The sequence below is a fragment of the Xanthomonas sp. BRIP62411 genome (assembly GCF_003993525.1).
In the GTDB taxonomy this organism is placed as follows: Bacteria; Pseudomonadota; Gammaproteobacteria; order Xanthomonadales; family Xanthomonadaceae; genus Xanthomonas; species Xanthomonas euroxanthea.
Window position 1 is genome coordinate 317,831 of the sequence record NZ_QEZI01000008.1, and the last position, 26,475, is coordinate 344,305.

Sequence of the window (26,475 nt, forward strand, 5' to 3'; positions counted from 1 at the left end):
CAAAAGCTGGGGCAAGCGCGACAGCCTAGCGCGTGCGCGGTGATGCCGGGTGGGTTGCGCCTGCGGGCCAGCGACGGCAACCGCCCCCGCAGCTGGCATATGCCGTACGCCGCACTGCACGGCGCCGCTGGCGGCGGTGCGGGCGACAATGGCGCGTCGCACGGCTGCGCGCGCGACACCAGCTGCAGCACACGCCGCCGCGCTCGCCTTGCGGCAAGCGCAACCGGCATCGCTGCGTGCTTAGTAGCGCTTCACGCCTGGCACCGTGCAGCCGGCAATCTGCGACTTGGCCGAGGCGGCGTTTTCCTTCTCGCCGCGCGCAAGCCGCGACTGTTCGATGGTGGCCCAATGCCGACGGCACAGCGGCCCGGTCTTGGAGCCCAGCTCGATGGCCTGCTTGGCAAACCGCTCGGCGGCGGGCCAATCGGCCTGCAGCACCGCCACTTCGGCACGCTCCTGCAGGATGGCCGGATCACCGGAGACCAGGCCCACGGCCTGGTCCAGCGCCGCCGCCGCGCCGGCCAGATCACCGGACTGACGCTTGCTCTTGGCGGTCTCGCGCAGATCGTCCACCTGCGGGTCGCGCAATGGCTGCACCGACAGCTCGGTGTCGTCGACGCCGGCCTCGCGTTCGATCAGCAACAGCCGCTGTGTCGGCGTGGTCGGGTCCACCGGGGTCGGCGGCGGCGGCGGCGGCGCGCTGACGCAGGCGGTCAGTGCGGCAGACACGCCAGCAAGGGCAAGCAAACGGTGCAGTCGGTTCATCGGGTCACTCCAGTTCAACGTGCAGGTGGAGCCGCGGCGGGCGCCGGCGCGGGGTCTTCCGGCTTCTTTTCCAGACCGAAGAAGCGACGCCAGCCACCACCGCTGGATTGCTCGGCCGGCGCCGCTGCGTCGCCGGGCACGCCTTCGATCGACGGTGCATTGCCGGCACAGGGGGCGTAGGCCGGCGTGAAGCCGACCACGAACGGGAACTGGCGCGCGCCCGGGCAGCCAGCATCGGTGACGCCGGTGCCGGCCGCATCCACCCACTGCCAGTCCAGGCCCTTGCCGCTGACCTTCAACGGCGCACTCGGCAGCCGCGCGAAGATGCTCGACCACACCCGCATCGCGCCGGTGGCGCCGTACAGGCCGGTCTGCTCGTTCTGGTCATTGCCCATCCAGATCACCGCCAGGTGGTCGCCGGTGTAGCCGGCATACCAGCTGTCGCGGCCATCGTTGGAGGTACCGGTCTTGCCGGCCGGCGACAGCCGCCCCAGGCCATCGCCCAGCAACTGCCGTGCGGTGCCGCCGCTGACCACCTGCTGCAGCGCGATGCTGATCAGGTTGGCCGCCACCGAATCGCCCTCCTGCGCCGGCGCCGGGGTCTTGTCGTAGCGCTTGAGCAGCTTGCCCTGCGGATCAAGCACGCCGCGCACCGCATGCAGTGGCTGGATCTCGCCGCCGGCAGCCAGGAACTGGTACAGCTGCGCCATGCCGTACGGGCTCTGGTCGGTCGCACCGAGGATCAACGACGGATTGGTATCGGCCTTGATGCCGGCCAGGACCTGGATCAGCTGGGCGATGCGCTCCGGGCCGACCTGCATGCCCACGCGCACCGTGGCCTGGTTGTAGGAATGCGCCAGCGCATCGATCAACCGCACCGTGCCGTGGCTGCGGTTGTCGGAATTGCCCGGCGACCAGGTCTTGCCGCGGCTGAGCTGCACCGTCACCGGCGCATCGTCGACCCAGCTGGACAGCGCCCAGCGGTCCGGCGAGGCCAGCGCCAGCAGGTACACGAACGGCTTGAGCAACGAGCCGACCTGCCGCTGCGCTTCGACCGCGCGGTTGAAGCCCGGCTTGGCCACATCGCGGCTGCCGACCACCGCCAGCACATCGCCGTTGTGCACATCGGTCAGCACCAGGCCGGCCTGCAGCGGTGGGCGCTTCTTGTTGTCCAGCCGCTTGATGGTGCCGGTCACCGCGCCTTCGGCATACGCCTGCGCGGCCGGCGACATGCCGGTCAGCACGCTCATGCCGGCGCCCTGCAGCACGCCTTCCGGGTAGTCGTGCGCCAGCTGGCGCCGCACCAGGTCCACATAGGCCGGGAAGCGATTGGCCGCGACCAGGCCGGGTTCGGTGGGCACGCCCAGCGGCGCGGCCAGTGCGCGCTTGTATTCGGCCGCGTCGATCAGGTTGTTTTCGTGCAGCTTGCCCAGCACGAAATTGCGCCGATCCAGCGCGCGCTCCGGGTTACGCCGCGGGTCGTAGTAGGACGGCCCCTTGACCAGCCCGATCAGCAAGGCGATCTGCTCGGTGGTCATCGAATTGAGCTCGCGGCCGAACCACAGCTCCGCGCCCGAGGACACGCCGTGGATCGCCTGCCCGCCGCGCTGGCCCAGGTAGACCTGGTTGAGATAGGCCTCCAGGATGGTGCGCTTGTCGTAACGCGCTTCCATGATCACCGCGTACAGGATCTCGTTGAACTTGCGGGTGAGGGTCTGTTCCTTGCCGATGCCGAGCAGGCCGCTGCGTGCCAGCTGCTGGGTCAGGGTGCTGGCGCCCTGGCGGACCTGGCCGCCGGAGCGCGCCATGATCCAGGCCGCGCGCACCATGCCGCTCAGGTCGATGCCGTGGTGGCTGTTGAAGTCGCGGTCCTCGACCGCCTGCAGGCCGGTGACCAGCAGCTCGGGCACTTCTTCCATGCGCACCAGGCGGCGTTCTTCCTGCTTCTGCCCGTACAGCGTGGCGATGCGCGCCGGATCCAGCCGCGCACTCTTGAGCGCCTTGCGGTCGCCGGCGTCGCGCAGGCTGGCCACGCGCCCACCGGAGAGGCTGACCTCAACCCGCCGCGCAGGCACGCGCCCGTCCACATCGACATAGCCGCGGCTGGCGATGGTGAAGCGGCTGCCGTCCTGCTGGTAGGTGCCGGCCAGCTTGGCCTGCCCGTCGTCGCGGTAGGAGGCTGCATCCAGCTCGGTCTTAAGGGTGGCCGCATCCAGCGCATTGCCTGGCGCCAGCACCAACGGCCGCCCGTACACGCGGGTCGGGATCTGCCAGCGCAGCTCGCCGAAACGCTGGGTGACCTGCTTGTTCAGATACACCGTATAGGGAATCAGGAAACCGAGCGCCAGCGCGAATGCCGCAAAGGCCCAGACAATCAGCCTGCGTTGCCAGCGGGAGCCTTGCTCGGTGGAATCGTCCTCGAAATCGTCGGGAGCGTCGTTGTCGTGGCGTCGGGGCACAGGGATGCGAGAATGTAGAGTCCGGCGAGTCTAGCGCAGCGCTGTCGTGGTTGTGGTCAGCCGGCCCCTTTGACTTAAGAGCGGCTAACAAAACCTGCGACGCCTGCCGGCAGGCGGGCACGGACCGCGCTTTGCATCTGCGGTTACCCTTCGTACCCTGCGCCTGCCTTGCGCGGTCCTTGCCCACCGACGACTGCCCGCCGGGTTTTCTTCGTCACGCCATGTCTGGAGTTCCAACGGAATGTCGATGTCCCTGGCCGATGCACGCTATCTGTTCAATCGCGTGCTCGGGCTGATCCACCGCAGCGTGGCAAGCATGCGCACGCGCGGCTGGCGCGCCACCTGGCAGCGCATTCGCGTGCATACGCAGGCGCCGCCGGCGGCGCTCGGCACGCCGTTGTGGTTGCCGGACGCTGCGCCATTTGCCGCGTTTGCCGTTCCGCACAGCGCCGTCCCGCGCGTGACGCTGGTGATTCCGGTCTACAACCACATCGCCCACACGCTGGCGTGCCTGCGCGCACTGGCGGCGCATCCGCCGTTGCTGGAGGTGGAGATCATCGTCGTGGACGACGGCAGCAACGATGCCACGCAGACACAGCTGCCGCAGGTGCAAGGCCTGCATTACCACCGGCGCGTCAGCAATGGCGGTTTCATCGCCTCCTGCAACGACGGCATCGCACTGGCACGCGGCGACTACGTGGTGCTGCTCAACAACGACACCATCCCGCAGCCCGGCTGGCTGGATCGGCTGATCGACACCTTTGCCCAGCACCCCACCGCCGGCCTGGTCGGCGCGCAGCTGGTGTACCCGGATGGACGCCTGCAGGAATCCGGCGGCGTGGTATTCGCCGATGGCAGCGCGTGGAGTTATGGCCGTTTCGAATCGGCCGACGACCCGCGCTACGCCTATGTGCGTGCGATGGACTATTGCTCCGGTGCGGCGATCGCGTTGCCACGCGCGTTGTTGCAGACGCTGGGCGGGCTGGATCGCCGCTACATGCCGGCGTACTACGAGGACACCGACCTGGCCTTTGCGGTGCGTGCGGCCGGCCACCGGGTGCTGGTGCAGCCGGCCAGCGTGGTGGTGCATGACGAGGGCACCAGCAATGGCACCGACACCCGTACCGGGGTGAAGGCGTATCAGGTGCGCAATCAAGGCGTGTTCGCCGACAAGTGGCAGCAGACACTGGCAACGCAGTTGCCGGTCGGCACGGTTCCCGGACCTGCGCTGCTGCATCGTGGCCAGCGCCAGGTGCTGATCCTGGACGAATGCGTGCCGCAGCCGGATCGCGACTCCGGCTCGTTGCGGCAGTTCAACCTGATCCGCCTGCTGTGCGAAGAAGGCGCGCACGTGGTGTTCGTGCCGACCCGCCGCGAACACGCCGGACGGCACACGCAGGCACTGCAACAACTGGGCGTGGAAGTCTGGTACGCGCCGTTTCTTGAGGGCATCGGCAGCTGGCTGCGCACGCACGGCCCGCGGTTTGCCGTGGTGCTGCTGGTGCGTCACCACGTTGCGCACGCCTGCCTGCCGCTGCTCAGACGCTACGCCCCGCAGGCGCGCACGCTGTTCGACACCGTCGACCTGCATTACCTGCGCGAGCGCCGCGGCGCCGAGCTGGCCGGCGATGCCAACCTGTTGCGCGCGGCAGAACGCACCCGCCTGCGCGAACTGGAGATCATGGCCGCCACCGACGTCACGCTGCTGGTCTCGGCAGCCGAACAGGCGCAGCTGCAGGCGGACGCACCGCAGATCCGCACCGCCCTGCTCTCCAATCTGCATGAGGTGGCCGGCAGCGGTCACCGCTTCGAGCAACGCCGCGACCTGGTGTTCGTCGGCGGCTTCCGGCATTCCCCGAACGTGGATGCGGTGCAGTGGTTCCTCAGCGCGATCTTTCCGCAGGTGCGCGCGCACCTGCCGGAGGTGGTCTTCCATTGCATCGGCGCGGACATGCCCGAGGCATTGAGACTGCTGGCCGACGAATGCCCCGGCGTGCAATTGCACGGGCATGTGCCGGATCTGCTGCCGTTCATGGAGACCGCACGCATCGCGGTGGCGCCGTTGCGCTTCGGCGCAGGCGTCAAGGGCAAGATCAATCTGAGCATGGCGCATGGGCAGCCGGTGGTCGGCACCACCTGCGCGGTGGAAGGCATGCATCTGCGCGACGGCCAGGACGTCTGCGTGGCCGACGACGCCGACGCATTCGCCAATGCAATCGTGCGGCTGTATCGCGATGCGGCGCTGTGGCAGCGCCTGGCCGACAACGGCTTGCATAACGTGGCCCGGCATTTTTCGCTGGATGCGGCACGCGGCACGGTGCGCGAGCTGTTTATTGCAGGGTGAGTGGCCGCCGGGAGTTCGGGCAGGGCGTGCAGGGCGCCGCCGCCGCAGGCGGCCGCGGCGTCAGCGCTGCTCCGCCACCGCCTTGACCCGGCGTGTGAACTCGGCCAATTCCGGTAGCTCCGGATCCAGCTGGTGCGCCTCGTCCTGCGCGCGCCGTGCGAAGGCAGCGTCCTCCTGTCCCAGGCGTTCGCTGCCCACCGCGACCCAGCGCTGCGCTAGCCGGCGACGCGCGCCGGCCAGCGCATCGTCACCGGGCATCAGCGCCTGCCAGGCATCCAGACAGCCGCGCGCGGCACGCAGGCGGTTGTTGCGCAGCTCGTCCTCGAAGCAGCGCTGACTGGCAGGCACCACACGTGCGGCGGCCTGCAGCACGCGTGGATCGCGCGGTGCCAGCGCCTGCGCCGCACGCACCGCGTCGTAGGCACTGGCGCCGGGAGGCGTCATCCATTGCTGTCGCGCTTCGGCATCCGTGACCCGCTGCAGCAGCGCGCGCAGGCGGCGCTCGCGGGTACCGCGCGACAACCCGGTTTCCGGGCTGCGCTGTGCATCGCGTGCACGCGCAATGGCCTGCTCGGCCTGGGCGATCGACGCAGCGCCCGGCAGCAAGGCTTTCGCTTCCTGCAGCGACTGCAGCGCGGCGTCGAACTGGAAGTCCGCCGCCTGCCGGCCGGCTTGCGCGGCATACTCGCCGGCCACCCGCTCAAGCCCACGTCGGGCAGCCGCATCCTCCGGCTCGGCCGCCAGCACTGCGTTGAAATCGCGTGCGGCCGGTGCCAGGCGACCACGCCGCAACAGGCCCTCGGCGCGCTGACGGCGCTGTTCCAGCACGCGGTGGTAGTGGCCCTCGGTCAGCGGGACATCGGCATGCCCGGGGTCATAGCGCTTGGCGGCGGCCAGCAACAGCGCCGCATCGCCGAGCGCATCGCGCGCCAGTGCGTGGCGGGCCTGCGCCAGCAGATCGGTCAATGCGTCCTCGCGCCCTTCCAGCGCGTCGGTACGGTCCGGCGCCAGGGTCAGGATGCGCTGGTACAACGGCAGCGCGCTGTCCGGGCTGCCATCCAGGCGCCCTTGCTGTTGCGCGGACACCGCCTGGGCGAACAAGGCATCCAGGCCGGCCCGACGCGCCTGCAGCGCGCGCAGGCGCAGCGCGACCGGGGCGGTCTGCGCCTGCGGCACCTCCAGCGCGTTCGCCAGCGTCAACGCACGTTGTGCAGCGGCGGCGTCCCCGGCTGCGACCGCCGCACGTGCCTGCACCACGGCGGCGGCACCGGTGCGCGCCAGCCCGGCGCGGGCCTCGCCACGGTCGCTATCCAGGGCAAGCGCGGCCGCGAACAGTTCACGCGCGCCGTTGCCGTCGGCCGCACTGAGGTGGCCGCGTGACAGCGCCGCATCGCCGCGCTGCAGCAGTTGCTGGATGCGCGTGTCCGGCCATAGCCAATCGGCCAGCGGCTTGCGCAGCACGACCGTGGCCAGCAACAGGCAGGCGCACAACACCAGCACCACGCGCCATAGCGCGCGGCTGCGCAATGGCGCCCAGAGGCGGGGCGATCGGGCCCAGCGCGGAAGCGGGAACATGCGGTGGCGTCCGTCCTTGGCGCGACCTGAGGGGGACGCGTTCACCGGGTCATGGTAGCTGTCTGCTGCGAAGACGATGTGGGCTTTGGGGGAATCGGGAATCGGGAATCGTCAGGCAGGCACCCCTCGCTTGCTGTGGGTGCCGTCTGTTCCAAAGCGATTGGCGCCGGCGAGCGGCGGAGCACTCAACCGAGTCGCCGCACCTCGTTGACGCCGGGCAGCGCGTCCAGCTTGCCAAGCAGGCTGGACAGCTGGCCGTAATCGCTGACCTTCAGGCGCAGGCGCAGCTGCGCCCTGCCGGTGTCGCGCACGTTGTCGCTGTTGATTTCCAGCACATGCGCGTCCTCCTGCGCGATCAGGTTGGTGATGTCCTTGAGCAGCCAGCGGCGGTCGACCGCGCGCACCTGCACATCCACTTCGTAGCCGCTGCCGGCCTGGCCCCACTCCACCGGGAGCACGCGCTGCGGATGCGCCGCCGCCAGCCGCGACAATGCCGCGCAATCGGTGCGATGCACGGTGATGCCGCGGCCGCGGGTCAGATAGCCGGCGATCGGCTCGCCCGCCACCGGCTGACAGCAGCGCGCCAGCTGCACCAGCAGATTGCCCACGCCCTGCACGGTGAACTTGGACTTGCCCAGGCCCTCGCGGCGCGCGGTGGGCCGCGGTGGCGCCGGGACCGCGGGCTGCGAGGCGGCCCGTTCGGCCTCCAGCAGGGCGCGGCTGACCTGGTTGGGCCCGGTATCGCCCAGCGCCACCTGGATGTACAGGTCGTCAACCGTCTCGGCGTGGAACTTGCGCGTGGCCACGCCCAGGTCGGCGTGCTGCAGGCCCAGCCGCTTGAGCTCGCGATCGAGCAGGTCCTTGCCGGCCTGCACGTTGCGCGCGCGGTCGAGCTTGTGGAACCAGGCGCGCACCTTATCGCGCGAGCGCCCGCTGGCCAGAAAGCCGTTGGACGCCAGCAGCCAGTCGCGGCGCGGGTCGGCTTCCTTGGCGGTCATGATCTCCACCCGGTCGCCGCTGCGCAGCCGGTAGGTCAGCGGCACGATGCGGTCGTTGACGCGCGCGCCGCGGCAGCGATGCCCGACCATGGTGTGCACGTGGTAGGCGAAGTCCAGCGGCGTGGCACCTTGCGGCAGGTCGATGACCTCGCCCTTGGGCGTCAGCGCATACACGCGGTCTTCGATCAGCTCGGCATCCAGCGCACCGGCCAGTTCGCCGTGGTCGCCGTCCTGCACCTGTTCCAGCAACTGGCGCATCCACTGGATCTTGCGGTCGAAGGCCTTCTCGCCGCCCTTGCCGCCTTCCTTGTATTTCCAGTGCGCGGCCACGCCGAGCTCGGCCTGCGCGTGCATCTCGTGGGTGCGGATCTGGACTTCGATGGTGCGCCCTTCCGGGCCGACCACCGCGGTATGCAGCGAGCGGTAGTCGTTGGCCTTGGGCCGGGCGATGTAATCGTCGAACTCGCTCGGCACCGGTGCCCACAGCGAGTGCACCGCCCCCAGGGCGGCATAGCAGGCGGCCACGTCGTCGACCATCACCCGGACCGCGCGGATGTCGTACAGCTGGTCGAAGGACAGGCGCTTTTTCTGCATTTTCCGCCAGATGCTGTAGATGTGCTTCGGCCGCCCGCTCACGTCCGCGCGCAGGCCCTGCTGCGCCAGCGTCGTCGACAAGGTGCGCTTGACCGCATCCAGATAGCGCTCGCGCGCCACGCGGGTTTCGTCCACTTCGCGGGCGATGCGGCGGTAGGTGTCCGGCTCCAGGTGCCGGAACGCCAGGTCCTCCAGCTCCCATTTCACCTGCCAGATGCCCAGCCGGTTGGCCAGCGGCGCATGGATGTCACGGGTGAGCTGGGCCAATGCACGGCGCTGCTCTTCGCTCAGGCGGTCGGCCACGCGCATGCGCGCCAACTGCCGTGCCAGCAGGATCGGCACCACTCGCAGGTCGTGGATGATGGACAGCAACAGCCGCCGCAGGCCTTCGCTGTTGCGCCCGGCCTCGCGACCGGCGTGCAGGGCCCAGACCTGGTCGGCCGCATCCAGCCCGTCCAGCAGTCCTTCCACCGCCACACGGCGCTCGGCCGGTTGCCACGGCAGGCCGGCGATCGCGCCGCGCAGCGCCGGCAGGTCGAACAACAGTGCCGCAATCAGGGTCGCCTCGTCGGCCGCCAGCAACCCCAACGCGTCCAGCGTGTCGGCGAGCAGTGCCCAGGGCACGTCCTCGCTCGGCGAAGGCTGCTGCTGCCAGGCCTGCGCCAGCGCGTCACGCAGGTCTGGCGCGATCGATGCGAGGGCAGGACGCTGCAGCAAGGCATGCAGGCGCTCGAAAGAGGAACTGGTCACAGCGGTGGACACGGCGATCGGCAACAACAAGGGGCTGACAGCTACGGTAACGTGCGCGTCACCTTCTCCACAACGCGCAGTGCGCCGTGGTCGGCGCAGCGGCACGCGCCTGCGCTTATGGTCGGTTCACCCGCCAAGGTCTTGATTCGCAACCGCTGTGGGCCGCGATTGGTGCAGCGCCGCAAGCCGATCAGCACGGTCAATCGGCTTTTTACATGCTTTTTACAACTCGCCCAGACCGCCTGCCTATCCTCCATTGGCGTTGCCGCTGCGTCCTGCCGCGGCCACGTCATTCCAACCAACTGCGAGGTAGCCGATGAAGACCTGGAAGAAGCCTGTCGTTCGTGAAGTCAACTGTGGCGCCGAGATCAACTGCTACGTCTCCGGCGAATTCTGAGCGCACCTGCCGCCCTTCCTCCCGATGCATGACCGGCGATTGCCGGCAGATAGGTAACAGTTCTCCATGCGCATCATCGTTCTGGGATCGGCGGCCGGCGGTGGGCACCCGCAGTGGAATTGCCACACACCCGCCAGCCGGCGGGCATGGCAACAAGCCGACGGTGCCCAACGTCGTACCCAGGCCAGCATCGCCGTCAGCGCCGATGGCCAGCGTTGGGTCCTGATCAATGCCTCACCCGATTTTCGTCAACAACTCCTCGCAACGCCCGCGCTCTGGCCGCAACGCGGTCTGCGGCATTCGCCGATCGAAGCGGTGCTGCTGACCAGCGGCGAGATCGACCATATCGCCGGGCTGCTGTCGATGCGCGAGAGCCAGGCGTTCTCGCTGCATGCCAGTCGCCGCGTGCTGGACCTGCTGTCGCAGAACCCAATCTTCGATGCAGTCAATCCGGCTTACGTGCAGCGCCAGCCGTTTGCGCTGGAGACGCCACTATCGCTGCTGGGCCTGCAGCTGACGCCCTTCTCGGTGCCCGGCAAGGTGCCGTTGTTCATGGAATCGCGCAGCGGGGGCGACCTGGCCGGCTCCAATGAAGAAACCCTCGGGCTGACCATCGACGATGGCCAGCACCGCGTGCACTACATCCCCGGCTGCGCGGCGATGACCGATGCCTTGCGCGCGCGCCTGCAAGGCGCCGAGCTGGTGTTTTTCGACGGCACGCTGTGGCGCGACGACGAGATGGTGCAACTGGGCATCAGCCAGAAGACCGGCCAGCGCATGGGCCACATGAGCATCGACGGCCCCGACGGCACGATTGCCGCGTTTGCCCCGCTGGAGGTGGCGCGCAAGATCTTCATCCATCTCAACACCACCAATCCCGTGCTCGACATCCACTCGCCGGAGTACGCCAGTGCGCGTGCCAGCGGCTGGGACGTCGCCTACGACGGCCTGGAGATCACCCTGTGACCACCCTGCTCACCCCGGACCAGCTGGAGGCGGACCTGCGCGCCATCGGCGCCCGCCTGTATCACGACCAGCATCCTTTCCACGCGCTGCTGCACGAGGGCAAGCTCGATCGCGGCCAGGTCCAGGCCTGGGCGCTGAACCGCTTCGAATACCAGCGCTGCATTCCATTGAAGGACGCCGCGATCCTGGCGCGCATGGACGACCCGGCGTTGCGGCGGATCTGGCGGCAACGCATCCTCGATCACGACGGCAACAGCCCCGGCGATGGCGGCATCGCGCGTTGGCTGCACCTGACCGACGCGCTCGGCCTGGACCGCACGCTGGTGGAATCCGGCCGTGCGCTGCTGCCCGGCACCCGGTTTGCGGTGCAGGCCTATCTGCAGTTCGTGCGCGAAAAAAGCCTGCTCGAAGCGATCGCCTCCTCGCTGACCGAGTTGTTCGCCCCCAACATCATCGGCCGGCGCGTGGCCGGCATGCTCAAGCATTACGACTTCGTCTCGCCCGAAGCGCTGGCCTATTTCGAGCATCGCCTGACCGAAGCGCCCCGTGATTCGGATTTTGCGCTGGACTACGTCAAGCAGCACGCCGATACCGTCGAGAAACAGGACCTGGTCAAGGCCGCGCTGCACTTCAAGTGCTCGGTGCTGTGGGCGCAGCTGGACGCATTGCACGTGGCCTACGTCGCCCCGGGCATCGTGTGGCCGGAGGCATTCGTGCCCGACCGCGACGCCAGCCGGGCAGCGGCGTGAGCAGCATCACCCGCGACAGCCAGCCGGCCCTGCGCGCAGGCGTGCGCCTGCAGCACGACCGCGCGCGCGACCAATGGGTGCTGCTGGCGCCGGAACGGGTGGTCGAGCTGGACGAGATCGCACTGGTGGTGGCGCAGCGCTACGACGGCGCGCGCTCGCTGGCGCAGATCGCGCAGGAACTGGCAGGCGAATTCGATGCCGACGCGGCCGATATCGAAGTCGATGTGATCGAACTCACCAACACGCTGCATCAAAAGCGTCTGCTGCGGCTATGACCATCGCCCCGCCACCCCTGTCGGTGCTGCTGGAGCTGACCCATCGCTGCCCGTTGGCCTGCCCGTATTGCTCCAACCCGATCGCATTGGCGGCGCTGCGCGAGGAAATGGATACTGCCGGCTGGCGCTCGCTGCTGCAGCAGGCTGCCGACATGGGCGTGCTGCAGGCGCATTTTTCCGGTGGCGAACCGATGCTGCGCAAGGACCTGCCCGAGCTGGTGGCGCACGCACGCGCGCTCGGGCTGTACAGCAACCTGATCACCTCCGGCGTAGCCGGCGGCGAGCCGATGCTGGACCAGCTGCAGGCGGCCGGACTGGAGCATGTGCAGCTGAGCGTGCAGGATGTCGACCCGGCCGGTGCCGACCGTATCGCCGGCTATCGCAACAGCCTGGCGAAGAAGCGCGCGTTTGCCGCCGCCGTACGTGCGCGCGGCCTGCCGCTGACGCTCAATGCGGTCTTGCATCGCCATAACGCCGAGCGCGTGCCCGGCATGATCGCGCTGGCGCTGGAGTGGCAGGCCGAACGCATCGAAGTGGCGCACACCCAGTACTACGGCTGGGGCCTGCGCAATCGCGCCGCGCTGATGCCCAGCCGCGCGCAGCTGATGGCCACGATTGACGCGGTGGAAACCGCCCGCCGCGAGCTCGGCGACCGCCTGGCGATCGACTTCGTCACCCCCGATTACTACGCCCGCCAGCCCAAGCCGTGCATGGGCGGCTGGGGCCAGCGCTTCGTCAACATCTCCCCGCGCGGCGACGTGCTGCCCTGCCACGCGGCCGAAACCATCGACGGCATGCGCTTTGACAACCTGCGCGAGCGTTCGCTGGCCGACATCTGGAACAACGGCGAGGCCTTCGTGCGCTTCCGCGGCACCGCGTGGATGCCCGAGGTCTGCCAGGGCTGCCCCAAACGCGAGATCGACTGGGGCGGCTGCCGCTGCCAGGCGCTGGCGCTCAGTGGCGATGCCGCCACGCTGGACCCGGTCTGCGAACGCTCGCCGCGGCATGCCGAGGTGCGCGCCACCGCCGAACGCGAAGCTGCAGCGCCGGCACCGGAGTTTGTTTACCGCCGTCCCGAGCGCGCGAAAGTGCCCGCGTAGACCTTACGTCGCCGGTGGCGGAGCGCCCCCACACCCTGGTGTTGTCTCCACGCTGTGCGAGGCGGCCTGGGGCTGTCCCGCACACATCAGCACCTGTGGTCTCAGGCTGCACGGTGCGCTCCAGCGTCTACACTAGCGGCCTCTTCGTCTTCTGGATGGCTTCCATGTCGCTCGCGCGCCGCATTCCCTTGCTGGTCTGCCTGACCCTTGCCCTGAACGCCACCCCGGCCCTGGCACAGCGCGCGGTGCAGGGCGACCTGCAGTCGCAGATGAGCGCCGAACAGTTCAAGGCCGCCGGCCTGGACAAGCTCGATGCCGGCGAACTGGCCGCGCTCAACGACTGGCTGCAGGGCAAGGTCGCCAAGGAAGCTGCGGTCGTGGTCGAACAGGCCAAGGAAGCCGGCCGCCAGGAAGTGATCGTCAAGAACCGCGGCTTCTTCGATTTCGGCAGCAAGGAGCCGATCGAGAGCAACATCGTTGGCGAGTTCAAGGGTTTTTCGACCGGGCGCGTCTACACGCTCGCCAATGGCCAGGACTGGGAGCAGACCGACGCCGCCACGTTGTCGGGCGTGCGCAAGACCGCGCCCAAGGTCAAGATCAAGCCGGGCCTGGTCGGCGTGTGGTATCTGCAGATCGAGGGCTACAACACCCAGGCCAAGGTCCGCCGGATCAAGTAAGCCCGACCGGGCACCGCGCGGCCCGCCAGCGGGCTGGCGCACCCACGCCACTGGGAGAACACGCATGCGGTCGATGACACGTTGCAGCCTGGTGTTGCTGGCGTCGCTGGGCTGGTTTGCAGGTGCTGCGCCTGCAGGCGCGGCCACTGCAGCCGCCCTGTCAGCGCAGCAGTGCGCCGACGCGCCCGAGGTCGGCATCGACCAGGCGCTGGTGTGCTATCACGATGCCATCGAACGCCAGCCGCTGGTCTACCGGCGTGTGGCCACCAGCACGGTGGCCGGTGTCGAGCGGCGCGATTACCTGCTGACCTCGCAGCAATGGTCGCCCGAGGCCCTGGTGCAGCCGGCCAGCTGGCAACACGATGTCGCGATCTATCTACCCACGGATGCGCTGCCGACACGTGCACTGTTGCTCTCCACCAATGGCACCCGTCATCCAGCCGATGGCGGCGCGCCGCAGCCGCCCAGCGAATTGTCGCCCGAGGCCCTGGCGACGCTGGCAAAGCGCAGCCGCACCGTGGTGATTGCGCTCGGCGATATCCCCAGCCAGGCGCTGACCTATCGCAACGACGGCACGCCGCGCCGCGAGGACGACAGCGTCGCCTACAGCTGGTCGCTGTTCCTGGCATCGCCGCAGCAACGCAAGACCCTGCCGCTGCATGTGCCGATGGCCGCCGCCATCGCGCGCACCATGAGCCTGGCCGAACGCGAGTTGGCGCCGTTGCAGATTCATCGCTTCATCCTCGCCGGCGCCTCCAAGCGTGGCTGGGCGAGCTGGCATGCCACCATCGCCGACGCGCGCGTGGAGGCCGTGGTGCCGTTGGTGATCGACATCCTCAACATGCCGGCAGTGCTCGAGCACATGTACCGGAGCTATGGCGGCAACTGGCCGATCGCATTCAACGCCTACGCCAGGCAGGGCATCACCACGCAGCTGCACACGCCGGCCTTTGCGCAACTGGTGCAACTGCAGGACCCGCTGCATTATCTGCACACGCCGCAGCGCAAACGCCTGGCCGTGCCCAAGTACATCGTCAATGCCAGTGGCGACGATTTTTTCCTGCCGGACAACACGCAGTTCTTCTACAACGCGCTACCCGGCAGCAAGGCGCTGCGCATGGTGCCCAACAGCGCGCATAACGGCATCCGCGCCTTCATCGTCGACAGCCTGGTGCCCTTCGTGACCCGGCTGCAGCAGCAACGCGCGCTGCCAAAGGTGCGCGATTCGCTGCGCGCAGGCGAACACCCGCAGCTCCGCTTCCACTCCTCCGAGCGCCCTGCGCAGTTGCGCCTGTGGCAGGCGAGCAACCCGGTGGCGCGCGACTTCCGCCATGCCTGCGGCATTCGCTACAGCGCCACGCCGATCACGCCTGCACGCGGCAACACCGTGTCGGTACCGGTACGGATGCCCGAGGCCGGCTGGAGCGCGTACTTCGTCGAGGCCACCTACGCGGACGGCTTCGTCGCCACCAGCCAGACCTACGTGCTCGGCAAGCAGCAGTACCCGACGCAGGCACCGCCCACCGACGGCGCGGCCTGCAGCACCTTGCCGGGCGCTGCCTCTGCGGCGACTGCGCGCTGAGTGGGCGAATCTTCCGGCAGCTGACAACCAGGCTGTCGGTATCGAATGTCGGCATCAAATGTGGATGTGGATGTCCATGATGGCCCAGCGTCCAGATGGCGACGAACGCCACCGTCGCAGACCAGGAGTGGCCCGCGCGCGCCTTCCGCACCGCGCAATTGCCTCCGCGCAGACAGCGCTGAATCGGGCAATCCTGCACTTGAGCCTGCCAACAAGATCGATCCAACCCGACTGAACCATTGACATCGTTGTCACCAACTTCTACACAGGCCGCTACTCGCCGATCGCATTGGCCGACCGGACGAACCCAAAGGACTGCACGTGGCTGCGACTTCGCGTTCTGCTCTCGCTACCGGCCTGCCCACCGCACCGGTTGCCACCGGCTTCATCGCGGCCGACGTCGGTGGTACGCATGTGCGGGTCGGCCACATCGCGCAGGCGGACAACGCTGCGGCCGAGCTGGCGCATTACCGCACCTACCGCTGCGCCGAACACGCCAGTCTGGACGCCATCCTTGCCGACTTCCTGCAGACCGGACGCGATGTCGAAGCCGTGGTGATCGCCAGTGCCGGGGTCGCACTGGACGATGGCAGCTTCATCAGCAACAACCTGCCGTGGACGATTTCGCCTGGCCGCATGCGCGCCGCGCTCGCCGTGCCCAGCGTGCACCTGGTCAACGATTTCGAAGCGGTGGCCTACGCCGCCCCCTTGATGGAGCAACGCGCCGCGCTGCAACTGAGCGGGCCGACCCCGCGGCATGCGCGCGCCACCGGCCCGATCCTGGTGGTCGGCCCCGGCACCGGGCTGGGTGCGGCGGTCTGGATCGATGCCAGGCCGCGGCCGATCGTGCTCGCCACCGAAGCCGGCCAGGTCGCCCTGGCCAGCAACGACGAGGTGGAACTGCAGGTGCTGCGGATCCTGCTGCGTGGCGAGCGCTATCTGCCACTCGAGCATGTGCTGTCCGGGCCCGGCCTGCTGCACCTGTACAACGCCGCGTGCGAACTGCATGGCGCCACCCCGCGCCATCGGCTGCCGGCCGCGATCACGCATGCCGCGCTGCACGAAGACGATGCGCTGGCACGCGAGTGCCTGCAGATCTTCTGCGCCGTGCTGGGTAGCGCGGTCGGCGACATGGCGCTGGCCTACGGCGCGGCCGGCGGCATCTATCTGGCCGGCGGCTTCTTGCCGACGATCGGGCCGTTCCTGCAGAACAGCGCTTTCCGCGAACGCTTTCTGGCCAAAGGCCGCATGCGCGCGGTGCTCGAACGCATCCCGGTCAAGCTGGTCGAGCACGGGCAACTGGGCGTGCTTGGCGCGGCCAACTGGTATCTGCAACACCACGCTGACCTGTCGTAAGCGATCCACCACGCGCTCGGTCCCGAGCGCGCGTCTGCAAGACCCCGCATCCGGCGAGCAGCAGCCCGCCGTCCTTCCCTGTGCGTGATGAGGAGAGACATCATGAAATACAGCATCACCCTGCTGTCCAGCGCGATCGCGTTGTCGCTGGCATTCGCTGCGCAAGCCCAGGACGCGCTCGACCGACAGGCCACCGACCTGGACGCCGTGCAGGTGGTCGGCATCCGTGCCAGCCTGGAAAAGTCGCTCGACACCAAACGCAACAACGCCGGCATTTCCGAAGCGATCACCGCCGAAGACATCGGCAAGTTTCCAAGCACCAACGTGGCCGAGGCGCTGTCGCAGATTCCCGGCGTCACCCTGGACCGGCGCTTCGGCCAGGGCGAGCGCGTCAGCATCGACGGCACCGACCCCAGCCTCAATCTGTCCTTCCTGGACGGCCACCCGGTGGCACAGGCGATCTGGCTCTACGGCGAGCAACCCAGCCGCGGATTCGACTACACCTTGCTGGCGCCGCAGATCCTGGGCCGCGCGGAAATCCTTAAATCCTCCGAAGCGCGCCTGACCGAAGGCAGCCTGGGCGGCACCGTGTTGATGCACACCCGGCAGCCGCTGGACCTGGACGTCAACGAGGTGGCCGCCTCCATCGGCTACAGCTACAGCGCACAGGCCAGCGAAGGAAAACCGAATGCCGCGCTGCTGTATAGCTGGAAAAACGCGGCCGACACCTTCGGCATCGCGGTATCGGCGCAGCATTACGAAGAGCGCGTCGATCGCCGCGGCATGGAAGTGTTCGGCTATGCACCCGCCAGCACATTTGCCAATGCCGCAGGCGGCGTGCCCGCCGATGCGGACGTGCCCAACTCGATCAACGCGGCCTGGTTCCAGCAGGATCGCGAGCGCGACAGCGCCGTGGTCAACCTGCAGCTCAAGCCCAGCGAGGCCTTGGAATTCAACCTCAGCGGCCTGTACATCAACGAGAACTTCGACAACTACAACCAGTCGATGTACAGCTTCCTGACCTGGAATGCCGGCACCGTGGCGGCAGTGGACCAACTCGGCGGCCTGCGCAATGGCGTGGTGACCAGCGGGCATTCCGGTGCCAATGCCGACCCGCTCGGGGGCACCGTGATCTACGACAACAACGTGCGCGAATCGGAAGTCACCACCAAGGGCCTGGACCTGCGCGCCGCATTCCGCGGCGATGGCTGGGGATTGAATGGCCAGGTGGGCCAAAGCAGATCCGAGAACAAGGACCTGTCGCAGTATTTCATCGAGCCGTTCTACAACGGCGGCTTCAGCTGGGACACGCGGCGCGGCATCCGCTTCGACGACCCGGCGCGCGCGCGCGATCCGGCCAACTGGGGCTCGGCCGGCGGCTGGTTCGGCAATAACGGCATCTTTTCCACCGAAAGCAAGGACACCTACGGCCAGCTCGACCTGAATCTGCAGTTCGACAGCGTGTTCAATCAACTGCTGCTGGGCGTGCGTCATGGCAAGCACGAGGAGCGCTTCGAGCTCAACGTCTATGGCGGCGTGACGCCGGGCACGCTGGCCGATGTGGGCACCATCGGGCTCACCGACCTGCAGGAGTTCCATCCCGACCACGGCCGGCATGTGCAGGCAGGCCGCAACAACGTGCTGGACTGGATCCGCAACAGCCCGGTCGACTACGGCGCGCCGGACCCGGCCAGCTACCTCAACAACACCTGGGCGCTGCAGCAGACCAACAACGCCGCCTATGCCCAGCTGAATTTCTCCGGCGGCGGCCTGCGCGGCAATCTCGGGCTGCGTTATGTGGATTCGAAAACCGAGGGCAGTGGCTTCGTCTACAGCGGCACGCCCACCCTGCAGAACGCCGACAGCCTGTGGCAGACCCGCACGCGCAAGGAGGATTTCCTGCTGCCCTCGCTCACGCTGGCCTACGAGGCCGCCGACGATTGGGTGTTCCGGTTTGCCGCGGCCAAGGTGATCGCCTGGGCACCGTACAACCAGATGGTCAACAACACCTTCCTCAACGACACCACGCTGACCGGCAGCGGCGGCAACGCCGAGCTGTCGCCGTACGAATCCTGGAACTTCAACCTGTCGGCCGAGTATTACTTTGCCCAGCAGTCGGTGGTGGCCTGGTCGCTGTTCTACAAGAAGATCGACAACTACATCGATACCAGCGCCAGCGTGGAACGCCAGTACAACGCGCTACGCGATACCGCGCCGCAAAGCTGGGCGCAGTTGCTCGGCAGCAACGGTTGCAGCGCCGATGGCTACTGCGATTACAGCATCCAGCGGCCACGCAACGCCGGCGATGGCAAGGTCAAGGGCTTCAACATCGCATTCCAGCAGCCGTTCGGCGACAGCGGCTTCGGCCTGACCGCCAACTACACCTACGCCAATGGGCAGAACAACACCGGCGATGCCCTGCCCTACCAGTCGCGCAACAGCGTGGCAGTCAGCCCGTACTACGAAAAGGGCCCGCTCAACGCGCGGCTGACCTACAACTGGCGCGACAGCTACCTGGCCGGCGGTTACGTGGCCGGCGCCGCGCCGGCAAGCGTGGACGACTACGCCGAACTCGGCGCGAGCATCGGCTATGCGTTCAGTCCGAACTGGTCGTTGCAGATCGACGCGCAGAACCTGCTGGACGAGCAATACCTGCAGTATCTCGGCGACACCGACCACCTGGCCGGTCGCTACAGAAGCGGGCGCCGCTATATGGCAAGCCTGCACATGAAGTTCTAGCAGCGGCTGGCAAAACGGCTGCGCTCACCGCCAGGCGGGCGCGGCCCGTGCTCGGAATCGGCACGTACACCTCGTGCAGGCCGGTTCCGGGCGCGCCGTCCACACCCAGCCGACCACTGGCCGCTATGTTTCGTTAGTGGCTTCAAGCGCAGCGCGCGGCATGAGCAACCCGTTGATGGCAGGACCTGCGCTGATGCAGCGCGTCCAGCACCACTCAGTTGCGCAACGCCGCCACCCGCTGCGACAACTTCTTCGCCGATACGCCCGACCTGGCGCCCAGCTCCTGCGCAAAGACCGACACGCGCAATTCCTCCAGGTCCCAGCGTAGCGACTGCCATTCATCACGTTGCTGCAACCCACGCGCGGCCGCCTGGTCCAATGCATCCACGAACGGCTTGAGTTCGAGCATGCGCGCCTGGTCGCGGGCCGGATCGCGTTTGGCACGCTCGGTCCGCAGGATCATCGCCTTGAGATAGCGCGGATAACTGGCCAGTGCCTCGGCCGGTGTTTCGCGCAGGAAGCCGGCATGCACCAGCGCGCGCAGCTGCTGTTCCATATCGTCCAGGTTGCCGCGCGCCCAGCCCATCAACGGCGCCTCCAGCAGCGGCTTGAGTTCGGCCACGGCGCCAAGGATGCTTTCGGCCAGCGTCAGCCGTTCCATCGCCTCGCCGAACAGGCGCTTGCCGGCCTCGTCGCGGCGCTGCGCAAAGGCACCGGGGTCGCGTATCGCGCCCAGGCCATCGGCCAGCACCGCGTTGAGCGCGGCATCGACCAGATCGCCGCGCAGACGCTCCTGCGATTCGATCGCCGCGTACAGCAGGCCGGTCTTGGGCGACACCGGCAGTTGCTTGCGCGCCTGCTTGATCTTGTCGGCCAGCGCGATTTCCAGCAGCCGGCGCACGCCGCGCGGATGCGCCTGCGCCGCTTCGTTGCGGTCGGCGAAAATGCGAAGCGCCGCGTCTTCGCCCTGGTCCACCAGCGCCGGATACGCCGGCACGCCGGCCTCGCCGGCCACCTGTTCGGGAATCGGCGTGGATGGAAAATCGCGCAATCCCTCGGCCGCCAGCGCGCGCCCCGCACGTGCGGCGAAGGCCTGGCCGGCACGCTCGCCAAAGCGTGCGCGCAATCCGTCCAGGTCGCGCGACTCGGCCAGTACCTTGCCGTCGTCATCGCGCAGGCGCAGGTTCATCAGCAGATGCGTGTCCAGCGACTCTTCGTCGAAATCCAGCGCCGCCACCTGCGTGCCGGTGGCCTTGGTCAGAAAGCGCGCCAGCTCGCCACGGATAGCGTCGGCCGAGGCAATGCTGTAAGCCTCGTAGAACGCGCGCCCGAAATCCGGCGCCGGCACATAGTTGCGCCGTTGCGCCTTGGGCAGGCTGCGAATCAGGGCCGATGCCTTGTCGGCGACGAAGCCCGGCGCCAGCCACGACAGCCGCGCCGGATCCAGCGCATTGAGCAGGTGCAGCGGCACATCCAGCGTCACCCCGTCATCGATGGCGCCCGGCTCGAAGCGGTAATGCAAGGGCAGCCGCGCATCGCCCAGCGGGAAATACTTCGGAAACCGGTCGGCCTCGCTGCCTTCGCCGGGCAACAGGTCGTTCAACGTCCAGTGCAGGCTGCGGCGCTTGTCCGGCGGCAAGGTCTTCCACCATGCATCCAGCCCGCTGGCCGAGTGCAGCTCGGCCGGGATGCGATCCAGATACCAGCGCGCCTGCCAGTCTTCGTCGGCGACGATGCCGGCGCGGCGCAGCTTGGCTTCTTCCTCGCGTGCCTGCTCCAGCACCTTGAGGTTGTCGGCGATGAACGCCGCACGCGTATTGATCTCGCCGGTGACCAGGCCCTGGCGCACGAACAGGTCGTGTGCGCCGGCCGGATCGATCTTGCCGAAGTGGACCGGCTTTTTCGGCGCCAGCACCAGGCCGAACAGGCTGATCTGCTCGGATGCCACCACCTGCCCCTGCGCACGCGACCAATGCGGGTCGAAATGCTTGCGTGCCAGCAGATGCCCCAGCTCGGCGATCGCCCAGTCCGGCTCGATCGCGGCATTGGTCATGCCCCAGACTTTTTGCGTATCCAGCAGCGTGGCGGCCAGCATCCACGGCGGCGGCTTGCGTGCCAGTGCCGAGCCGGGAAACGGCACGAACCGGCGCTGCCGCGCGGCGAGAAAATCGCCTTTTTCGGTGCGATGGCCGATCTGCGTGGGCAGGCCGGCCAACAGCGCACGATGCAGGGCCTGATACGCCGCCGCGCGTTCGCGCTCGCTGATGCGCGCCGAGGCCTCGGCAAGGTCGGCCTGCTTGCTGGCAGCGGCGGACGTGGCTTGCGCAGGTGGCGCATTCGGATCCGGCTTGCCTTCACGCGCCAGCCGCGCAGCGCGATGCAACTGCCCGCGCGTCGGCCGGTTGGCGTTGTGCCCGTCCTCGCGCGCAGGCGCGCTGGCACCTGCCAGCAATGGCGCCAGCATCGCAGCGGCCGGCTCCTCGCTCCACCCCAGCTCCTCGCACAACAGGCGCAGCTGCCGATGCAGCTCACGCCATTCGCGCATGCGCAGGAACCCGAGGAAATGCCGGTTGCACCAATCGCGCAACTTGGACTGGGTGAGATCCTCGTGCACCTGCCGGTACGCCTCCCACAACCGCAGGATGCCGACGAATTCAGAGCGTGCATCGGCAAACAGCGCATGCGCGTTGTCGGCCGCCTCGCGTGCTTCGGGCGGGCGCTCGCGCGGATCCTGGATACCCAGGAACGCGGCGATGATGATCATCTCGCGCAGGCAGCCGTGCTGTTGCGCAGCCACCAGCATGCGCGCCAGCTTGACGTCCACCGGCAGGCGCGCCATCTGCCGGCCGATGGCGGTGAGGCGCCGATTGGCATCGATCGCGCCCAGCTCCAGCAACTGCTGCCAGCCGTCAGCGACTGCGCGTTCGTCCGGCGCTTCCAGGAACGGGAACTCCTCGATCCGCCCCAGCCCCAGTTGCAGCATGCGCAGGATCACGCCCGACAAGGACGAGCGGCGGATTTCCGGGTCGGTGAATGCCGGCCGCGCGGCAAAATCCGCTTCGGCATACAGGCGGTAGCAGATGCCTTCGGCAATGCGGCCGCAGCGGCCCATGCGCTGGTTGGCGCTGGCCTGCGAGATCGGCTCGATATGCAGGCGGTCCAGCTTCTGGCGCGGGCTGTAGCGCTTGATCCGCGCAAAGCCCGGATCCACCACATAACGGATGCGCGGCACCGTCAGCGAGGTTTCGGCCACGTTGGTGGCCAGCACCAGGCGCCGGCGCGGCCCCGGGTTGAACACGCGGTCCTGGTCGGCCGCCGACAGCCGGGCGTACAGCGGCACCACTTCGGTTTCGCGGTACTTGCGCCGTTCCAGCGCCTGGTGCGCATCGCGGATCTCGCGCTCGCCGGGCAGGAACATCAGCACGTCGCCACGCGGATCGATGCGGGTGATCTCGTCGATCGCCGCCACGATCGCATCGTTGACGGTGCGCTCGCCATCGCGGCCATTGCCACGCTCGCCGTCGCCGCCGTCGTCGGCCTCGCCCTCGAGCGGCCGGTAGCGCACCTCGACCGGGAAGGTCCGGCCTTCCACGTCGATCACCGGCGCGTTGTCGAAATGCCGGGCGAAGCGCTCGGTGTCGATAGTGGCCGAGGTGACGATCAACTTCAGATCGGAGCGCTTGTGCAGCAGCTGCTTGAGATAGCCGAGCAGGAAATCGATGTTGAGGCTGCGCTCGTGCGCCTCGTCCACGATGATGGTGTCGTAGGCCGACAACCAGCGGTCGCTGGCGATCTCGGCCAGCAGGATGCCGTCGGTCATGAACTTGATCCGCGACTGCTCGCCGACCCGGTCGGTAAAGCGCACCTGGAAGCCCACCGTGGTGCCCAGCGGCGTCTTCAGCTCCTCGGCCACGCGCGCGGCCACCGCCCGCGCGGCGATCCGGCGTGGCTGGGTGCAGCCGATCATGCCGGCCGCGCCGCGCCCGGCCGCCAGACACAGCTTGGGCAGCTGGGTGGTCTTGCCCGAGCCGGTCTCGCCGGCGATGACCACGACCTGATGGTCGCGGATCAGCGCGATGATGCGCTCGGCCTCGCGCGCGATCGGCAGTTGCTCGTCCAGCGTGATGGCCGGCTGCTGCTCGGCACGCGCCTGGCGTTGCGCCTGCGACGCCGCCAGCGCCTGCTCGAAGGCCTCGCGCACCTGCGGGTTGCCGGGCTTGCCCTGCCAGCGCGACCATAGACCGAGCAACCGGCCACGGTCGCGGCTCATCGCGCCATCGACGGCGCGGCGGCGCTCACGCAAGGTGTTGGCAAGGTCGGTGTCGATAGCGCTCATTGATCGAAAAATGTGAAAGATTGAATGACAGCAGATCCTTTAGCCTGTCTATTGTGACCCGATATCTGTTTCCTCAGGAGGACCATTCCCATGTCCAAGAAAAAGAACGCCAACAAGCCCGTCGTCATCAATGAAGCATTGGACGCACTGCCGGTCGCCGCAGCATCGGCACCACACATCGATATCGGGATCAAGGACGGTGATCGCAAGCAGATCTCCGACGGTCTGGCCCGCTACATGGCTGACGCCTTTACCCTGTACCTGAAGACCCACAACTTCCACTGGAATGTCACCGGGTCGATGTTCAACTCGCTGCACACCATGTTCGAGACCCAGTACACCGAGCAGTGGGCGGCGCTGGACGAAGTGGCCGAGCGCATCCGCGCCCTGGGCTACAACGCACCGGGCTCCTACAGCGAGTTCGTCGCCCTGACCTCGATCCCGGAAGAACAGGGGCTGAGCGACAGTGCCGACTGGCGTGAAATGGTGCGCCAGCTGGTCAGCGGCAACGAAGCGGTCTGCCGCACCGCGCGCAAGGTGCTGGGCACCGCCGACGACGCCGGCGACGACCCGACCGTGGACCTGCTGACCCAGCGCCTGCAGACCCACGAGAAGTACGCCTGGATGCTGCGCTCGCTGCTGCAGTAACCCCTGGGCCTGGCCCCTGCGGGTGTGCCCAAGGTTTCGCTGCGCCGGAACCTTGGGCCCCTGCTCCATCGCCGGCCACACCCCGCGCCTTCGGCGCGCCCCTGACTCGGCGGGTTGCGGCCCTCTCCGCGTCGCGAAACATGTCCCCCGGCATTCACATCGCGGCAATCCCCGACGCACCGTCGCGCAACACCGCCCGCCTGACACCGGCCAGGGCTTGACCCGCGCGGTATCCTAGGCGGATGTCTTCCCCCGCCCACGAACTGCTCAGCCGCGTCTTCGGTTACGACGACTTCCGCGGCCCACAGCAAGCCATTGTCGAACACGTCGCGGCAGGCAACGATGCCCTGGTGCTGATGCCCACCGGCGGCGGCAAGTCGCTGTGCTACCAGGTGCCGGCGCTGTTGCGCGACGGTATCGGCATTGTGGTCTCGCCGCTGATCGCACTGATGCAGGACCAGGTCGAGGCCTTGCGCCAGCTCGGCGTGCGCGCCGAATTCCTCAATTCCACGCTGGACGCGGAAAACGCCCAGCGGGTCGAACGTGCGTTGCTGTCCGGCGACCTTGACCTGCTCTACGTCGCGCCGGAGCGTCTGCTGACCCAGCGCTTCCTGTCCTTGCTGGAACGCAGCCGCATCGCGCTGTTCGCCATCGACGAGGCGCATTGCGTTTCGCAATGGGGCCACGATTTCCGCCCCGAGTACCGCCAGCTCACCGTCTTGCACGAACGCTGGCCGCATATCCCGCGCATGGCCTTGACCGCCACCGCCGACCCGCCGACCCAGCGCGAGATCGCCGAGCGCCTGGACCTGGTCGACGCGCGCCACTTCGTCAGTTCCTTCGACCGCCCCAACATCCGCTACACCGTGGTGCAGAAGGACAACGCGCGCAAGCAGCTGCAGGAGTTCCTGGGCCGTCACCGCGGCTCGGCCGGCATCGTCTATGCGATGTCGCGGCGCAAGGTCGAAGAGACCGCGCAGTATCTGTGCTCGCAAGGCTTCAACGCCCTGCCCTACCACGCCGGCCTGCCGGCCGAGGTGCGTGCGGAAAACCAGCGCCGCTTCCTGCGCGAGGACGGCATCATCATGGCCGCCACGATCGCCTTCGGCATGGGCATCGACAAGCCGGACGTGCGCTTCGTGGCGCATGTGGATCTGCCCAAGTCGCTGGAAGGCTATTACCAGGAAACCGGCCGCGCCGGCCGCGATGGCGACCCGGCCGAGGCCTGGCTCTGCTACGGCCTGGGCGATGTGGTGCTGCTCAAGCAGATGATCGAACAGGGCGAAGCAGCCGAGGAGCGCAAGCGGCTGGAGCGCGCCAAGCTCGATCACCTGCTCGGCTACTGCGAATCGATGCAATGCCGCCGCCAGGTGTTGCTGGCCGGCTTCGGCGAGACCTATCCCAAGCCCTGCGGCAACTGCGACAACTGCCTGACGCCCGCCGCCGCGTGGGACGCCACCGTGGCCTCGCAGAAGGCGCTCAGCTGCGTGTACCGCAGTGGGCAACGCTTCGGTGTCGGCCACCTGATCGACATCCTGCGCGGCAGCGAGAACGAGCGCATCAAGCAGCTCGGCCACGACCAGCTGAGCACCTACGGCATCGGCCGCGACCTGGACGAGCGCACCTGGCGCGGGGTGTTCCGCCAGCTGGTGGCGGCCAGCCTGCTGGAGGTCGACAGCGAGGGCCATGGCGGCCTGCGCCTGACCGATGCCAGCCGCCAAGTGCTCAAGGGCGAGCGCCAGGTGATGATGCGCCGCGAGAACCCGGCTGCCGGGCGCGAGCGCAGCGCGCAACGCACCGGCCTGCCGGTGCAGCCGCAGGACCTGGTGCTGTTCAACGCCCTGCGCGGCCTGCGCGCGGAGCTGGCCAAGGAGCAGAACGTGCCGGCCTTCGTGATCTTCCACGACAGCACGCTGCGCAATATCGCCGAACAGCGGCCCACCAGCATCGACGCACTCTCGCGTGTCGGCGGTATCGGCGGCGGCAAACTGGCCCGCTATGGGGCGCAGCTGATCGAGATCGTGCGCGAGCAGGGCTGATGCAGCAGCGTGTGCCATCGCGGTGACGGCGCCGGCATGAAAAACCGCGCAATCGACAGCGCGCATTCAATCAGCCGTTGCTAGTTTCACAAGGCGATCTGGCACGCGCTGTCAGTCCCTCCTGGT

18 protein-coding genes and 1 other RNA gene are annotated in these 26,475 nt (G+C 68.1%); 14 read left to right on the forward strand and 5 right to left on the reverse strand.

Annotation, left to right across the window (positions count from 1 at the left end; genetic code table 11):
* Positions 1–240: 240 nt before the first annotated feature.
* Together EO139_RS05710 and mrcB are read right to left on the reverse strand one after the other, a co-directional pair.
* Positions 241–765 (reverse strand): hypothetical protein, encoded by a 525-nt coding sequence (locus EO139_RS05710; protein ID WP_104584642.1) that lies wholly within the window; start codon positions 763–765, stop codon positions 241–243.
* Positions 766–779: 14 nt separating this feature from the next.
* On the reverse strand, positions 780–3,224 hold the full coding sequence (mrcB, locus tag EO139_RS05715) for a penicillin-binding protein 1B (RefSeq protein WP_126969662.1): 2,445 nt from the start codon (positions 3,222–3,224) through the stop codon (positions 780–782).
* A 241-nt stretch (positions 3,225–3,465) separates the two neighbouring features.
* Between mrcB and EO139_RS05720 the strand changes: the two genes are divergently transcribed.
* Positions 3,466–5,568, forward strand: coding sequence for a glycosyltransferase (locus EO139_RS05720; RefSeq protein ID WP_164739744.1), 2,103 nt, complete (start codon positions 3,466–3,468; stop codon positions 5,566–5,568).
* Between the two features lie 60 nt (positions 5,569–5,628).
* Here EO139_RS05720 and EO139_RS21400 read toward each other — a convergent pair whose 3' ends face one another.
* Both EO139_RS21400 and EO139_RS05735 read right to left on the reverse strand, forming a co-directional pair.
* Entirely contained in the window at positions 5,629–7,143 is a 1,515-nt protein-coding gene (locus EO139_RS21400) for a hypothetical protein (protein ID WP_164739173.1), read from the reverse strand.
* Between the two features lie 185 nt (positions 7,144–7,328).
* Positions 7,329–9,512: a bifunctional (p)ppGpp synthetase/guanosine-3',5'-bis(diphosphate) 3'-pyrophosphohydrolase gene (locus EO139_RS05735; RefSeq protein ID WP_164739768.1), complete on the reverse strand. Its 2,184-nt coding sequence runs from the start codon at positions 9,510–9,512 to the stop codon at positions 7,329–7,331.
* On the opposite strand from EO139_RS05735, the gene EO139_RS05740 reads away from it, so the two are divergent.
* The 11 genes from EO139_RS05740 to EO139_RS05785 all read left to right on the forward strand — a co-directional run bounded on the left by EO139_RS05740 (position 9,456) and on the right by EO139_RS05785 (position 19,465).
* Positions 9,456–9,833 carry a hypothetical protein gene (locus EO139_RS05740; RefSeq protein ID WP_126969667.1) on the forward strand — a complete coding sequence of 126 codons (378 nt, stop codon included), beginning with the start codon at positions 9,456–9,458 and terminating at the stop codon, positions 9,831–9,833. The two genes, EO139_RS05735 and EO139_RS05740, sit on opposite strands and share 57 nt — an antisense overlap.
* Positions 9,802–9,882 (forward strand): pyrroloquinoline quinone precursor peptide PqqA, encoded by an 81-nt coding sequence (gene pqqA, locus EO139_RS05745; RefSeq protein WP_002812057.1) that lies wholly within the window; start codon positions 9,802–9,804, stop codon positions 9,880–9,882. The genes EO139_RS05740 and pqqA overlap by 32 nt, the downstream gene beginning before the upstream one ends.
* Positions 9,883–9,948: 66 nt before the next feature.
* Positions 9,949–10,848, forward strand: a complete 900-nt coding sequence (gene pqqB / locus EO139_RS05750; RefSeq protein WP_104584653.1) for a pyrroloquinoline quinone biosynthesis protein PqqB — start codon at positions 9,949–9,951, stop codon at positions 10,846–10,848.
* Positions 10,845–11,597 carry a pyrroloquinoline-quinone synthase PqqC gene (gene pqqC, locus EO139_RS05755; RefSeq protein WP_126969669.1) on the forward strand — a complete coding sequence of 251 codons (753 nt, stop codon included), beginning with the start codon at positions 10,845–10,847 and terminating at the stop codon, positions 11,595–11,597. The genes pqqB and pqqC overlap by 4 nt, the downstream gene beginning before the upstream one ends.
* Complete coding sequence (pqqD, locus tag EO139_RS21645) at positions 11,594–11,872, forward strand: pyrroloquinoline quinone biosynthesis peptide chaperone PqqD (RefSeq protein ID WP_115677205.1); 279 nt, start codon at positions 11,594–11,596, stop codon at positions 11,870–11,872. Before pqqC ends, pqqD begins: the two co-directional genes overlap by 4 nt.
* Positions 11,869–12,972, forward strand: a complete 1,104-nt coding sequence (pqqE, locus tag EO139_RS05760; RefSeq protein WP_184650167.1) for a pyrroloquinoline quinone biosynthesis protein PqqE — start codon at positions 11,869–11,871, stop codon at positions 12,970–12,972. Before pqqD ends, pqqE begins: the two co-directional genes overlap by 4 nt.
* A 164-nt stretch (positions 12,973–13,136) precedes the next feature.
* Positions 13,137–13,649: a hypothetical protein gene (locus tag EO139_RS05765; RefSeq protein ID WP_104584661.1), complete on the forward strand. Its 513-nt coding sequence runs from the start codon at positions 13,137–13,139 to the stop codon at positions 13,647–13,649.
* Between the two features lie 64 nt (positions 13,650–13,713).
* Positions 13,714–15,231 (forward strand): PhoPQ-activated protein PqaA family protein, encoded by a 1,518-nt coding sequence (locus tag EO139_RS05770; protein WP_126969673.1) that lies wholly within the window; start codon positions 13,714–13,716, stop codon positions 15,229–15,231.
* A 321-nt stretch (positions 15,232–15,552) separates the two neighbouring features.
* Positions 15,553–16,587 (forward strand): glucokinase family protein, encoded by a 1,035-nt coding sequence (locus EO139_RS05775; protein ID WP_126969675.1) that lies wholly within the window; start codon positions 15,553–15,555, stop codon positions 16,585–16,587.
* Positions 16,588–16,689: 102 nt separating this feature from the next.
* A complete protein-coding gene (locus tag EO139_RS05780; protein WP_126969677.1) occupies positions 16,690–19,326 on the forward strand; it encodes a TonB-dependent receptor in 2,637 nt (878 codons plus the stop codon).
* A 62-nt stretch (positions 19,327–19,388) separates the two neighbouring features.
* A non-coding RNA gene (locus EO139_RS05785) (sX9 sRNA) lies at positions 19,389–19,465 on the forward strand.
* A 75-nt stretch (positions 19,466–19,540) separates the two neighbouring features.
* Here EO139_RS05785 and hrpA read toward each other — a convergent pair.
* On the reverse strand, positions 19,541–23,662 hold the full coding sequence (gene hrpA, locus EO139_RS05790; protein ID WP_126969679.1) for an ATP-dependent RNA helicase HrpA: 4,122 nt from the start codon (positions 23,660–23,662) through the stop codon (positions 19,541–19,543).
* Between the two features lie 90 nt (positions 23,663–23,752).
* Between hrpA and EO139_RS05795 the strand changes: the two genes are divergently transcribed.
* Positions 23,753–24,310, forward strand: a complete 558-nt coding sequence (locus tag EO139_RS05795; RefSeq protein ID WP_102580821.1) for a Dps family protein — start codon at positions 23,753–23,755, stop codon at positions 24,308–24,310.
* Between the two features lie 242 nt (positions 24,311–24,552).
* A complete protein-coding gene (gene recQ / locus EO139_RS05800; RefSeq protein WP_024939934.1) occupies positions 24,553–26,349 on the forward strand; it encodes a DNA helicase RecQ in 1,797 nt (598 codons plus the stop codon).
* Positions 26,350–26,475 lie beyond the last annotated feature (126 nt).

Bases quoted from the DNA above. Each gene is read 5' to 3' on its own strand.
- hrpA (WP_126969679.1), bottom strand. From the start codon at position 23,662: ATGAGCGCTATCGACACCGACCTTGCCAACACCTTGCGTGAGCGCCGC.
- EO139_RS05710 (WP_104584642.1), bottom strand. From the start codon at position 765: ATGAACCGACTGCACCGTTTGCTTGCCCTTGCTGGCGTGTCTGCCGCA.
- pqqE (WP_184650167.1), top strand. From the start codon at position 11,869: ATGACCATCGCCCCGCCACCCCTGTCGGTGCTGCTGGAGCTGACCCAT.
- EO139_RS21400 (WP_164739173.1), bottom strand. From the start codon at position 7,143: ATGTTCCCGCTTCCGCGCTGGGCCCGATCGCCCCGCCTCTGGGCGCCA.
- EO139_RS05795 (WP_102580821.1), top strand. From the start codon at position 23,753: ATGTCCAAGAAAAAGAACGCCAACAAGCCCGTCGTCATCAATGAAGCA.
- pqqB (WP_104584653.1), top strand. From the start codon at position 9,949: ATGCGCATCATCGTTCTGGGATCGGCGGCCGGCGGTGGGCACCCGCAG.
- EO139_RS05765 (WP_104584661.1), top strand. From the start codon at position 13,137: ATGTCGCTCGCGCGCCGCATTCCCTTGCTGGTCTGCCTGACCCTTGCC.
- recQ (WP_024939934.1), top strand. From the start codon at position 24,553: ATGTCTTCCCCCGCCCACGAACTGCTCAGCCGCGTCTTCGGTTACGAC.
- EO139_RS05720 (WP_164739744.1), top strand. From the start codon at position 3,466: ATGTCGATGTCCCTGGCCGATGCACGCTATCTGTTCAATCGCGTGCTC.
- pqqA (WP_002812057.1), top strand. From the start codon at position 9,802: ATGAAGACCTGGAAGAAGCCTGTCGTTCGTGAAGTCAACTGTGGCGCC.
- EO139_RS05740 (WP_126969667.1), top strand. From the start codon at position 9,456: ATGCAGGCGCTCGAAAGAGGAACTGGTCACAGCGGTGGACACGGCGAT.
- EO139_RS05770 (WP_126969673.1), top strand. From the start codon at position 13,714: ATGCGGTCGATGACACGTTGCAGCCTGGTGTTGCTGGCGTCGCTGGGC.
- EO139_RS05780 (WP_126969677.1), top strand. From the start codon at position 16,690: ATGAAATACAGCATCACCCTGCTGTCCAGCGCGATCGCGTTGTCGCTG.